9 protein-coding genes are annotated in these 12,686 nt (G+C 73.7%); 7 read left to right on the forward strand and 2 right to left on the reverse strand.

Translation table 11 applies throughout. The features are described from left to right. Positions 1-10: 10 nt before the first annotated feature. Positions 11-829 (reverse strand): DUF3105 domain-containing protein, encoded by an 819-nt coding sequence (locus ACIBPB_RS21910; protein ID WP_396841365.1) that lies wholly within the window; start codon positions 827-829, stop codon positions 11-13. A 99-nt stretch (positions 830-928) separates the two neighbouring features. Here ACIBPB_RS21910 and argS point away from each other — a divergent pair, with 99 nt between their 5' ends. The 7 genes from argS to ACIBPB_RS21945 all read left to right on the forward strand — a co-directional run bounded on the left by argS (position 929) and on the right by ACIBPB_RS21945 (position 12,231). Beyond that, positions 929-2,593: an arginine--tRNA ligase gene (argS, locus tag ACIBPB_RS21915; RefSeq protein ID WP_396841366.1), complete on the forward strand. Its 1,665-nt coding sequence runs from the start codon at positions 929-931 to the stop codon at positions 2,591-2,593. A gap of 56 nt (positions 2,594-2,649) precedes the next feature. Then, positions 2,650-4,035: a diaminopimelate decarboxylase gene (gene lysA / locus ACIBPB_RS21920; RefSeq protein ID WP_396841367.1), complete on the forward strand. Its 1,386-nt coding sequence runs from the start codon at positions 2,650-2,652 to the stop codon at positions 4,033-4,035. Further along, a complete protein-coding gene (locus ACIBPB_RS21925) occupies positions 4,032-5,342 on the forward strand; it encodes a homoserine dehydrogenase (RefSeq protein ID WP_396841368.1) in 1,311 nt (436 codons plus the stop codon). Before lysA ends, ACIBPB_RS21925 begins: the two co-directional genes overlap by 4 nt. Before the next feature lie 113 nt (positions 5,343-5,455). Continuing rightward, the gene (gene thrC, locus ACIBPB_RS21930) at positions 5,456-6,505 is read left to right on the forward strand and encodes a threonine synthase (RefSeq protein WP_396841369.1); all 1,050 of its coding nucleotides are present in this window, start codon (positions 5,456-5,458) and stop codon (positions 6,503-6,505) included. A gap of 190 nt (positions 6,506-6,695) precedes the next feature. Then, positions 6,696-9,959, forward strand: a complete 3,264-nt coding sequence (locus ACIBPB_RS21935; RefSeq protein WP_396841370.1) for an efflux RND transporter permease subunit — start codon at positions 6,696-6,698, stop codon at positions 9,957-9,959. Between the two features lie 193 nt (positions 9,960-10,152). Then, positions 10,153-10,965 carry a polysaccharide deacetylase family protein gene (locus ACIBPB_RS21940; protein WP_396841371.1) on the forward strand — a complete coding sequence of 271 codons (813 nt, stop codon included), beginning with the start codon at positions 10,153-10,155 and terminating at the stop codon, positions 10,963-10,965. A 21-nt stretch (positions 10,966-10,986) separates the two neighbouring features. Continuing rightward, complete coding sequence (locus tag ACIBPB_RS21945) at positions 10,987-12,231, forward strand: MFS transporter (RefSeq protein WP_396841372.1); 1,245 nt, start codon at positions 10,987-10,989, stop codon at positions 12,229-12,231. Positions 12,232-12,236: 5 nt separating this feature from the next. Here the strand turns inward: ACIBPB_RS21945 and ACIBPB_RS21950 are convergent, their stop codons facing one another. Then, a complete protein-coding gene (locus ACIBPB_RS21950; RefSeq protein WP_396841373.1) occupies positions 12,237-12,671 on the reverse strand; it encodes a hypothetical protein in 435 nt (144 codons plus the stop codon). Positions 12,672-12,686: the final 15 nt, after the last annotated feature.

A 12,686-nucleotide genomic window follows, 5' to 3' on the forward strand; every position in this document is an offset into this window, starting at 1 on the left:
CGCGGCGTCCTCACTGCGTCGGCTGTTCCATCTGGTTGCCCAGGTCACGCGGGGTGGTGCCGGTGGCGGTGACGCCCTGCGCGCAGTTGGCGTTCGGGCCCTCGACGGAGGCGTTCACCCGCAGCGTCTTGATGAACTCGTCGATCCGGCCGTCGTCGGCGTTGTCGACCTTGAGCTGGAAGCCCCAGGCCTGCAGGGAGATCGGCTTGTCCAGCCCCTCGAACGGGCTGAGCATCAGCTTCTCCTTGCCCTGCACCTTCTCCTTGAGCTTGGCGACCTGGTCGGCCGGCAGGTCCGGGCGGTAGGTGATCCAGACGGTGCCGTGCTCCAGGCTGTGCACCGCGTGCTCGTTGGCGATCGGTGCGTCGTACACGTCGCCCATGCAGTTCTGCCAGGCCGGGTTGTGCGGGCCGGCGACCGGCGGGAGGACGTCGTACTTGACCGAGCCCTGCTGGTGCTGACCGCCCTGGACCAGGTTCTTGTCCTTCTTGCGGAAGTCGACCACGCCGGAGATCGCGTCGGCCCGGTCCTGCCACGGCTGGGAGCCCTTGTAAACCGCCCAGGCGCCCCACCCCATGATGCCGACGGCCAGCACGCCGACGGCGACGAAGAGCGCGATCGGACCCCAGGCCCGGCCCTGGCTGACCTTCACCGGGGCGACCGGCTTGCGGCCCTTGCCACCGGTGGTCGGCCGCGGCGTGCCCTTGCCGGCGCCGGACTTGCCGCCGGCGGGCTTGTCGCCAGCGGCCGGTCGGCCGGCGGCCGGCTTCTTGCCGGTGCTGACCACGGTCGGGCGGCGTTCCGGGCCGCCCGGGGTGCTGATGCTCATCGTGCCTCGTCAGGTCGGTCGGTCAGGGGGAGCCGCGGAGCCTGTTCAGATGCTGGTCGCCGCCGCGGGGACCGAGTCTACCCCCGATAACATGGTTCGGTGACTCCCGCAGAACTCGCCGAGGTCGTCCTCGCCGCAGCCCATGCCGTCTTCGAAGACCGAGGGCTGGACCGCTCCGCGCTGCCCGCGCAGACCGCCGTCGAGCGGCCCCGTAACCCCGATCACGGCGACTACGCCTCGACGCTGGCGCTGCAGCTCAGCAAGAAGGTGGGGGTGCCCCCGCGCGAGCTGGCCACCGCCCTGGCCGAGCAGCTCGGCCGGGCGGCGGGGGTCAAGTCGGTGGAGATCGCCGGCCCGGGCTTCCTGAACATCCGGCTCGACGCCGCCGCCGCCGGGCAGCTCGCCAAGGTCATCGTCGAGGCCGGCCCGGAGTACGGCCGCGGTGACGCCCTCGCCGGCCAGAAGATCAACCTGGAGTTCGTCTCGGCGAACCCGACCGGGCCGGTGCACATCGGCGGGGTTCGCTGGGCCGCCGTCGGTGACGCGCTCAGCCGGCTGCTCCGCGCCACCGGCGCGGACGTCGGCACCGAGTACTACTTCAACGACGCGGGCTCCCAGATCGACCGGTTCGCCCGCTCCCTGCTCGCCGCGGCCAAGGGCGAGCCCGCGCCGGAGGACGGCTACGGCGGCGCGTACATCGCCGAGATCGCCACCGAGGTGGTGAAGCGCCGGCCCGAGGTGCGGGACCTCGCCGACGCCGAGGCCCAGGAGGTGTTCCGGGTCGAGGGCGTCCAGCTGATGTTCGCCGAGATCAAGTCGTCGCTGCGCGACTTCGGCGTCGAGTTCGACACCTACTTCAACGAGAAGGACCTGCACGAGCGGGGCGAGCTGGACCAGGCGCTGGAGCGGCTGCGCGGGCAGGGCCACCTCTACGAGTCCGAGGGCGCCACCTGGCTGCGCACCACCGACTTCGGCGACGACAAGGACCGGGTGCTGCGCAAGTCCAACGGGGAGTGGACCTACTTCGCCGCCGACTGCGCCTACTACCTGGACAAGCGGGAGCGCGGCTTCGAGCGCGTGGTGATCATGCTGGGCGCCGACCACCACGGCTACGTCGGCCGGATGAAGGCGATGGCGGCCTGCTTCGGTGACGATCCCGACCGCAACCTGGAGATCCTCATCGGCCAGCTGGTCAACCTGCTGCGCGACGGCGCCCCGGTGCGGATGAGCAAGCGGGCCGGCACCGTGGTCACGCTGGAGGACCTGGTCGACGCGATCGGCGTGGACGCCGCCCGGTACGCGCTGGCCCGCTACTCCAGCGACTCCCCGATCGACATCGACGTGGAGCTGTGGACCCGGGCCACCCGCGACAACCCGGTCTACTACGTGCAGTACGTCGCGGCCCGGACCGCCAGCGTCGGGCGCAACGCCGCCGAGGTCGGGCTGACCCGGGGCGACGCCGCCGGTTTCCATGCCGAGCTGCTCTCCCACGAGAAGGAGAACGAGCTGCTCAAGGAGCTGGCCGCGTTTCCCTCGGTGGTCGCCGCCGCGGCCGAGCTGCGCGCCCCGCACCGGCTCGCGCACTACCTGGAGGACCTGGCGCAGGCCTACCACCGGTTCTACGACAACTGCCGGATCCTGCCGCGCGGCGACGAGGAGGTCACCGACCTGCACCGGGCCCGGCTGTGGCTCAACGACGCCACCCGGGTGGTCATCGCCAACGGCCTGCGCCTGCTCGGCGTCTCGGCCCCGGAGCGGATGTAGATGCAAGCGCGAGGAGTGAGCATGCGAGCCCCGCAGTCGCGAAGCGGAGACAACTGATGCGCGCCCACGAGGCCGGGGCCCTGCACGGTGACCTCGGCAACCGCGGGCCGGCGTGGCTGCGTCCCCCGGTCGACGTCAACGCCCTGGTGCCGCAGCTGTGGCCGCGCAACGTGGCGCGCGCCGACGGTGGCGCGCTGACCGTCGCGGGCCTGGACATCCGCGACCTGGCCGCCGAGTACGGCACCCCGGCGTACGTGCTGGACGAGGACGACCTGCGCGAGCGCTGCCGCGGGTTCCGGGCGGCCTTCCCCGACGCCGACGTGTACTACGCCGGCAAGGCGTTCCTCTGCCGCGCGGTGGTCCGCATGATCGCCGAGGAGGGCCTGTTCCTCGACGTCTGCACCGGCGGCGAGCTGGCCACCGCGCTCTCGGCCGGGATGCCGGCCGAGCGGATCGGCTTCCACGGCAACAACAAGTCGGTGGCCGAGCTGACCCGGGCGGTGGACGCCGGGGTGGGCCGGATCATCGTGGACTCTTTCGCCGAGATCGACCGGCTCACCGCGCTGGCCCGCGAGCGGGGGGTACGCCCCCGGGTGCTGGTCCGGGTCACCGTCGGCGTGGAGGCGCACACCCACGAGTTCATCGCCACCGCGCACGAGGACCAGAAGTTCGGCTTCTCGCTGGCGGGCGGCGCGGCCGCCGCGGCCGCCTTCAAGATTCTCGACGAGGGCGTGCTGGAGCTGCGCGGCCTGCATTCGCACATCGGTTCGCAGATCTTCGACGCCAGCGGCTTCGAGGTCTCCGCCCGCCGGGTGCTCGCCCTGCAGGCGCAGATCCGCGACGCCCGCGGCGTGGAGCTGCCCGAGCTGGACCTGGGCGGCGGCTTCGGCATCGCGTACACCACCCAGGACGACCCGGCCGCGCCGCAGGAGCTGGCCAAGCGGCTGGTCAAGATCGTCGACGGGGAGTGCGCGGCGGAGCAGCTGCGGGTGCCGCACCTGTCCATCGAGCCCGGCCGGGCCATCGTCGGGCCGGCCGTGCTCACCCTCTACGAGGTGGGCACGGTCAAGGACGTGGATGGGATCCGGACGTACGTGAGCGTCGACGGCGGGATGAGCGACAACATCCGCACCGCGCTCTACGACGCGTCGTACTCGGCGACGGTGGCCAACCGCGCCTCCTCGGCGGAGCCGATGCTCGCCCGCGTGGTGGGAAAGCATTGTGAGTCCGGGGACATCGTGGTGAAGGATGAATTTCTGCCCGCCGACGTGCAGCCCGGAGATCTTGTCGCGGTGCCCGGCACCGGGGCCTACTGCCGGAGCATGGCCAGCAACTACAACCATGTCCCGCGGCCCCCGGTGGTCGCCGTCCGCGACGGTCGGGCGCGGCTGATCGTCCGCCGGGAGACCGAAGACGACCTGCTCGCATTGGATGTGGGATGACCTCACCGGTTCGTTTGGCGCTGCTCGGCTGTGGCACGGTCGGCAGCGACGTGGTGCGGCTGCTGCACGAGCAGTCGGCCGACCTCGCCGCCCGGATCGGCGCCCCGCTGGAGATCGCCGGCATCGCGGTACGCCGGCTCGGCCGGGACCGCGGCGACCTGCCGGTCGACCCGGCGCTGTTCACCACCGACGCGCTCGGGCTGATCAAACGCGACGACGTGGACGTGGTGGTCGAGGTGGTCGGCGGCATCGAGCCGGCCCGGAGCTGGCTGGTCGAGGCGCTGCGCGCCGGCAGGAGCGTGGTCACCGCCAACAAGGCGCTGCTCGCCGAGGACGGCGCCACGCTGCACGACGCCGCCGCCGAGGGCGGCGCCGACCTCTACTACGAGGCCAGCGTCGCCGGGGCCATCCCGCTGCTGCGCCCGCTGCGGGAGTCGCTGCACGGCGACCGGATCAACCGGGTCACCGGCATCGTCAACGGCACCACCAACTTCATCCTCTCCGCCATGGACGCCACCGGCGCCGGCTTCGCCGAGGCCCTGGAGGAGGCGACCGAGCTGGGCTACGCCGAGGCCGACCCGACCGCCGACGTGGAGGGCTTCGACGCCGCCGCGAAGGCCGCCATCCTGGCCTCGCTGGCGTTCCACACCCGGGTCACCGCCGCCGACGTGCACCGGGAGGGCATCACCGAGGTGAGCGCCGCCGACGTGGCCAGCGCCAAGGCGATGGGCTGCACCATCAAGCTGCTCTGCATCGCCGCCCGGGGCGCCGACGCGGCCGGCCGGGAGACGGTCAGCGTCCGGGTGCACCCGGCGATGATCCCGCTGACCCACCCGCTGGCCAGCGTCGGCGACGCGTTCAACGCGGTCTTCGTCGAGGCCGAGGCGGCCGGGCAGCTGATGTTCTACGGCCGTGGCGCCGGCGGCGCGCCGACCGCCAGCGCGGTCCTCGGCGACGTGGTGGCGGTGGCCCGCAACCGGCTCGCCGGGGTGCACGCGGCCAGCGAGTCCGCCTACGCCGACCTGCCGGTCCGGCCGATGGGGGAGGCGCTCACCCGCTACCACATCAGCCTCGACGTGGCGGACCGGCCGGGTGTGCTGGAGGCGGTGGCCGGGGTCTTCGCCCGGCACGAGGTCTCCATCGCCACCGTGCGGCAGGCCCCGGCCGGCGCGGGCCCGGGCGCGGAACTGGTCATCGTGACCCACGTGGCGCCGGACGCCGCGCTCGCCGCCACCGTGCGGGAGCTGCGCGGGTTGGCCATCGTCCGCTCGGTCACCAGCGTCCTCCGGGTGGAGGGTGGCGCGTAACTCCACCGTCCCGCCTGATGGTTAAGGGGAGGTGTGCCGGCGGCCCGTTCGGGAGGCTGGGCCACGCTGGTGAGGGCCCCGACACGGCCGGGGCGGGAGACGAGGAGAGCGACATGTGGCGGGGTCTGATCGAGACGTACCGGGACCGGCTGCCGGTCACCGACGCCACTCCCGTCGTCACCCTGCACGAGGGGAACACGCCGCTGCTGCCGGCGCCGGTGCTCTCCGCCCGCACCGGGGCCGACGTCTGGCTCAAGGTCGAGGGGGCCAACCCGACCGGCTCGTTCAAGGACCGGGGCATGACGGTCGCCGTCTCCAAGGCGGTCGGGGCCGGCGACAAGGCGATCATCTGCGCCTCCACCGGCAACACCAGCGCCTCCGCCGCGGCGTACGCGGCGCGCGCCGGGATCACCTGCGCGGTGCTGGTGCCGCAGGGCAAGATCGCGCTGGGCAAGCTGGCCCAGGCGCTCGTGCACGGCGCCAAGCTGCTCCAGGTGCAGGGCAACTTCGACGACTGCCTGGCGCTGGCCGGCAAGCTCGCCCAGGACTACCCGGTCGCCCTGGTCAACTCGGTCAACATCGACCGGCTGCACGGCCAGAAGACCGCGGCGTTCGAGATCGTCGAGGCGCTCGGCGACGCGCCGGACATCCACTGCCTGCCGGTCGGCAACGCCGGCAACATCTCCGCGTACTGGATGGGCTACTCCGAAGACCTGCGGGACGGCAACGCCACCAGGACCCCCCGGATGTACGGCTTCCAGGCGGCCGGCGCGGCGCCCATCGTCACCGGCCGGGTGGTGCCGGAGCCGTCCACCATCGCCACCGCGATCCGGATCGGCAACCCGGCGAGCTGGACGAAGGCGGTCGACGCCCGGGACGCCTCGGCGGGCCTGATCGCCGCGGTCACCGACCGGGAGATCCTGGCGGCGTACCGGCTGCTGGCCCGCGAGGTGGGCGTCTTCGTCGAGCTGGGCAGCGCGGCGAGCGTGGCCGGTCTGCTCCAGCAGGCCGCCGCGGGCGGCGTACCGGCCGGCGCCACAGTGGTCTGCACGGTCACCGGTCACGGCCTCAAGGACCCGGAGTGGGCCATCTCCACCGCCCCCGCCCCGATCACCATCGCCAACGACCCCCTGGCTGCCGCCCGCTCCCTGGACCTCGCCTGAGCCCGCACCCCACCCCCGGCCCCAGCCGAGCGCGGTTGATCAAGGGTTTCACGTCGGGACGGGTGTGAAGCCCGGCGCAAACTCCTTGATCAACAAGGTTGTCGGGTGGGGGTGGGGTGGTGCGGGAGGGCGTGATCGGATGGGGGAGACTCTGGGCACCCGCCGACCCCTTCAGGAGTGAGTAACGCAGATGTCGCTGCTCGCCAGATTCAGCCTCGCCAACCGCGGACTGATCGCCCTCATCGCCCTGGTGACCACGGCGTTCGGGGCGTTCGCCGTACCGTCGCTCAAGCAGCAGCTGCTGCCGTCGCTGGAGTTCCCCGCCGCCTTCATCGTGGCGCCGTACCCGGGCGCCGCGCCGGAGATCGTCGAGGCGCAGGTCGCCGAGCCGATCGAGAACAGCCTCCAGGGCATCCCCGGGCTGGAGAAGGTGACCTCCACCTCCCGCGAGGGCGCCGCCACCGTCCAGGTGCAGTACGCGTTCGGCACCGACCTGGACGACGTGGTCAACAAGATGCAGACCGCGCTGAGCCGGATCGACGCGCAGCTGCCCGAGGGCGTGGACCCGCAGGTCATCGCCGGCAGCACCGACGACCTGCCGGCCGTGGTGGTCGCCGCCAGCGGCGGCGGCGACGAGCAGGCCCTGGCCGAGAAGCTGCGCAGCACCGTCGTACCCGAGCTGGAGAGCCTGGACGGGGTCCGCACGGTCGACGTGACCGGCACCCGCGACCAGGTCGTGGTGGTCACCCCCGACCCGGCCAAGCTGGCCGCGGCCCGGCTGGCCCCCACCGCCGTCGCCACGGCGCTGCGGAACAACGGCGTGGCGCTGCCGGCCGGCGCGGTGGCCGACGGCAGCCGGTCGCTCCCGGTGCAGGTGGGCACCCCGATCCGCACCCTGGAGGACCTGCGCGGCATCGTGCTCGCCACCGCCCCCGCCACCCCGGTACGCCTCGGCGACGTGGCCCGGGTGGAGCAGCAGCTCGCCCCGGCCACCGCGATCACCCGCACCAACGGCAAGCCCAGCCTGGGTATCGCGGTCACCGCCAGCCCGGACGGCAACGCGGTGGGCATCTCGCACGACATCCGGGACCGGCTCGACGAGCTCGCGGCCGCCTCCGGCGCCGAGCTGACCGTGGTCTTCGACCAGGCGCCCTTCGTCGAGCGGTCCATCGAGAGCCTCACCACCGAGGGCCTGCTCGGCCTGCTGATGGCGGTCGTGGTGATCCTGGTCTTCCTGCTCTCGGTCCGCTCCACCGTGGTCACCGCGGTCTCCATCCCGCTGTCGGTGCTGGTCGCGCTGATCGTGCTCTGGGCCGGTGACTACTCGCTCAACCTGCTCACCCTGGGCGCGCTGACCATCGCCGTCGGCCGGGTGGTGGACGACTCCATCGTGGTGCTGGAGAACATCAAGCGGCACCTGGAATACGGCGAACCGAAGCGGGACGCCATCCTCGGCGCGGTCCGCGAGGTGGCCGGCGCGGTGACCGCCTCCACCCTCACCACGGTCGCCGTCTTCGCGCCGATCGCGCTGGTCGGCGGCTTCGTCGGCCAGCTCTTCGCGCCCTTCGCGATCACCGTGACGGTGGCCCTGCTCGCCTCGCTGCTGGTGTCGCTGACGGTGATCCCGGTGCTGGCGTACTGGTTCCTGAAGCCACGGCCGGCCGCCGACGGCGCGGTCCGGCGCAGCGCCGAGGAGAAGGAGCTGCGCAGCCCGTTGCAGCGGGCGTACCTGCCGGTGATCGGCTTCGCCACCCGGTCCCGGGGCACCCGCTGGGCCACCGTGGGGCTGGGCCTGCTGCTGCTGTTCGGCACCTTCGGCCTGGCGCAGAAGCTGGAGACCAACTTCCTCGACGACTCCGGCCAGGACACCCTCTCCATCACCCAGAAGCTGCCGGCGGGCACCGGTCTGGCCGGCACCGACCAGGCCGCCGCCCGGGTCGAGGAGATCCTCCGGCGTACGCCGGGGGTGAAGACGTACCAGGTCACGGCCGGCGGCAACGACAACCCATGGGCGGGCGGCGGCAACAACACCGCCTCCTTCGCGGTGGCGCTCGACGACGACACCGACGCCGCGGCGGTCCGCGAGACCCTGCGCAAGGACTTCGACGCGCTCGGCGCCGAGGCCGGCGAGCTGAGCTTCGGCGCGGGGCAGAACGCCGCCTCGGCCAGCCAGCTCGCGGTGGTCGTCCAGGCCGCCGACCAGGACACGCTGGCCCGGGCCGCCGAGGCCGCCCGGGGCGCGCTGGCCGACACGCCGGGCGTCGAGGACGTCACCACGAGCCTGGCCACCCAGGTGCCCCGGGTCGAGGTGACCGTCGACCGGGTCGCCGCGGCCCGGGCCGGCTTCACCGAGGCGGCCGTCGGGCAGTTCGTCGCGCAGGCGTACCGGGGCTCCCCGCTGGGCCGGGTCACCCTCGACGGCGGGCAGCAGGACGTGCTGCTCAGCACCGGCGTCCGGCCGCCGCTGACCGTGGACGAGCTGCGCGCCCTGCCGCTGGGCCGGGTCAAGCTGGACGACATCGCCGACGTCAACCAGGTCGACGGCCCGCAGCAGGTGACCCGGATCGACGGCGAGCGCAGCGTCTCGATCACCGGTACGGCCACCGGCTCGAACCTGGGCGCCACCACGCAGGAGTTGCAGCGGCGGCTGGACGCGCTGGACGTGCCGGGGGCGACGTTCGCCGTCGGTGGGGTCAGCGCCCAGCAGAAGGACGCCTTCGCCGACCTGGGGCTGGCCGTGCTGGCCGCGATCGCGATCGTCTTCCTGATCATGGTGGGTACGTTCCGCAGCCTGACCCAGGCGCTGATCCTGCTCATCTCGGTCCCGTTCGCGGCCACCGGCGCGATCGCGCTGCTGCTGGTCACCGGCACGCCGCTGGGCGTACCGGCGCTGATCGGCGTGCTCATGCTGGTCGGCATCGTGGTGACCAACGCGATCGTGCTGCTCGACCTGATCAACCAGTACCGGGGGCAGGGCATGGGCGTCGCCGAGGCGGTGGTCGAGGGTGGCCGGCGCCGGCTGCGGCCGATCCTGATGACCGCCGTGGCCACGATCTTCGCGCTGCTGCCGATGGCGTTCGGCCTGACCGGCGAGGGCGGTTTCATCTCCCGCCCGCTGGCGGTCGTGGTGATCGGCGGCCTGCTCAGCTCGACGCTGCTGACCCTGATCCTGGTGCCGACCCTCTACACCATGGTGGAGCGCACCAAGGAGGCGCTGCGCGAGCGGCGGGCCCGCCGCCGGGGCGTGCCGGAGCCGGTGTCGCCGGCGCCGGAGCAGGAGCCGGCGCCCGAGCCGGTCCCGGCCATGGTCGGGGCGGACGCTTCGCCGGCGGCGGCGACCGCCGATCCGCCCGCGCGGCGGGCCCCGTCGGCCGCGCTGCTCGACGGCACCGACCAGTTCGAGGTGCTCCGGCTGCCGAAGAGCCGCCGTTCCCCGCTGCCGCCCACGGAGTGACCCACCGCGCCCGTGCCGGGCGCACCGCACCGCCACGATGGCCGTCCCGCTCGGGGCGGCCATCGTGCCGTGTAGGCCCGGAAAGGGGGCGGTGCGCGGAACGCGCTGGTTGTACCGTGAGTGAGTTGCCACCTACTGTCTGTGCCGCGACGTCCCGGTTGCCGGGGTCGCGGACCGGACCGGGAGCGGGGTCATGGCGGACGGCACGGGCGCGGTGTGGGGCCGGCGCACCGTGCTGCGCCGCAGCGCCCTGCTGGCCGGCGGCGCCGCCCTGGGCGCCGCCGTCACCTCGCAGACCACCTGGATCGCCGACCGCCGGCTGCCGCTGGCCGGCGGCCCGGCCAGCGCCACCCTGGGCAGCCGCCACCAGCAGGTCGGCGCCGGCGTGGTCGAGGTCGCCTGGGGGGTGCCCACCGCCGAACGGCTGGTCGCGCTCACCTTCGACGACGGCCCGCAGCCCCGGTGGACGCCGATGGTGCTGGACACCCTGGAGCAGCACCGGGTGCCGGCCACCTTCTTCCTGGTCGGCGCGCGGGCCCGGCAGCACGCCGCGCTGGTGCGCGACCGGCTGGGCCGGCACGAGGTCGGCAACCACAGCTGGGGCCACCACGACCTGGCCCGGATGGACGCGCCCACCGCGTACGACGACCTACGGCGCAGCCACGACGCGATCGCCACGGCCACCGGCCAGGCCCCCCGGCTGCTCCGCCCGCCGTGGGGACACCTGGGCGGGGCGGTGCTGCACGCGGCCGCCCGGCTGAACTACCGGCTGGTGCTCTGGACCCTGCAGATGGTCGAGGGCGAGTTCCCGAACGACCCGGCGGGCCACGCCCGGCGCATCGTCGCCGACGTCCAGCCCGGCACGATCCTGCTCGGACACGACGTCGGCACCGACAAGCGCCTGGTGGCGCTCCGCGGCCTGCCCGACATCATCACCGGACTGCGCGACCGGGGGTACTCGTTCGTCACCGTCTCCCAGCTGCTCCGGCGCGCGCCCGCCGGCTGAGCGGGGGATAGGGTTCCCGGCGTGTCACCCACCCTCTCGGTCCTGGTCCGCAACCGCGACTTCCGCAACCTGTTCCTCGCCGAGCTGGTGGTGTTCGGCGCCGACTGGTTCGTCATGGTCCCGCTGCTGGTGCTCCTGCCGGAGCTGACCGGCAGCGGGGTGTGGGGGGCGCTGGTGCTCGCCGTGGACACCGGCACGACGGCGCTGCTGCTGCCGTACAGCGGGACCATCGCCGACCGGTTCGACCGGCGGAAGATCATGATGGCGGCGAACCTCGCCGCGCTCGCCGGCATCCTGCTGCTGCTCGGGGTCCGCGGCGCCGGCACCGCCTGGCTGGCCCTGGTGTCGATCGCGGCGGTGGCGGTGGCCAAGGCGTTCTACTCGCCGGCCGCCCAGGCCGCCCTGCCCAACGTGCTCGACCCGGCGGACCTGGCCGCGGGCAACGCGATCGCCGGTTCCGCCTGGGGCACCATGACGGTGGTCGGCGCCTCGCTCGGCGGCATGCTCAGCGCCGCCGCCGGCCCGTACGTCAGCTTCTGGGTGGCGGCGGGCGCCCTGGCGGGGGCCGCGGGCCTGGCCGCGCTGATCCGCCGGCCGTTGCAGGCCCCCCGGGACCCGGCGGTCGCCACTCCGCGCACCTGGCCGGCGATCCGCGAGGCGCTGCGCTACATCGCGCACCGGCCGCGGGTGCTCGCCCTGGTCACCGTGAAGTCGGCGGTCGGCCTGGGCAACGGCGTGCTGACCGTCTTCCCGCTGCTCGCCGGGGTGTACGGCGTCGGGTCGGTGGGCACCGGCCTGCTCTTCGCCAGCCGCGGCGCCGGCGCCCTGGTCGGCCCGATCCTGATGCGCCGGGTGCTCAGCAACCGGGCCTGGCTGCTCACCGGGCTGGCGCTCTCCATGTCCCTCTACGGCCTGGCCTATCTCGGCGCCTCGGTGGTCAGCTGGTTCCCGCTGGTGCTGGTGCTGGTCTTCCTGGCCCACCTGGGCGGCGGCAGCAACTGGGTGATGTCCAACTACGCCCTGCAGGGCGAGGTGCCGGACCGGCTGCGGGGCCGGGTGTTCGCCACCGACATGATGCTCGCGACGCTGGCCATCTCGATCAGCCAGCTGGTGGTGGCCCTGGTCGTGGACCGGGTGGACGAGCGGACCGTGCTGGCCGGCTGCGGCCTGGTGACCGTGGTCTACGCGGTGGGCTGGCGACTGGCCACCCGCCGGCTCTCGCTGACCGACCCGGCGGAGCAGCCGGAGGCGAGCCCGGCTTCCTGACCGGGTCAGGCCGGTTCGTGCGGCGGCGACGGCGGGTACGGGGCCGCGGCGGCGGGCGGGGTGGCCGGCGGGTACGGCCAGCCGGCCCACCCCGGGGGCGGGGCGTCCGGGCCGCTCGCGCGCCGGCCGGCCAGCGCCGCGGCGATCACCAGGGCCAGTCCGAGCGGGTGCAGCACGAGCTGGATCAGGCCGATCAGCATGCTGAGCCGGATCAGCTCGGTGCTGCTCCAGCCCGCGCCGAGGGAGCGGCTGATGGTCAGCGACCAGAGCAGGCCGACCGCGGCGCCGACCAGCAGCACCGCCACCCCGCCGAGCAGCAGCCCGCGCGGGCCGCGCGGCAGCCGCCGGTTGACCAGCGCCAGCACCAGCCCGACGGCCAGGACGAGGAGGGTCGGCAGCTGCGCGAGCACCTGCAGAGCGGTGTTCCCGAGGTAGCGCACGTCATCTCCCGATCT

This window comes from Micromonospora sp. NPDC049836 (assembly GCF_044465125.1).
Taxonomy (GTDB): Bacteria; Actinomycetota; Actinomycetes; order Mycobacteriales; family Micromonosporaceae; genus Micromonospora.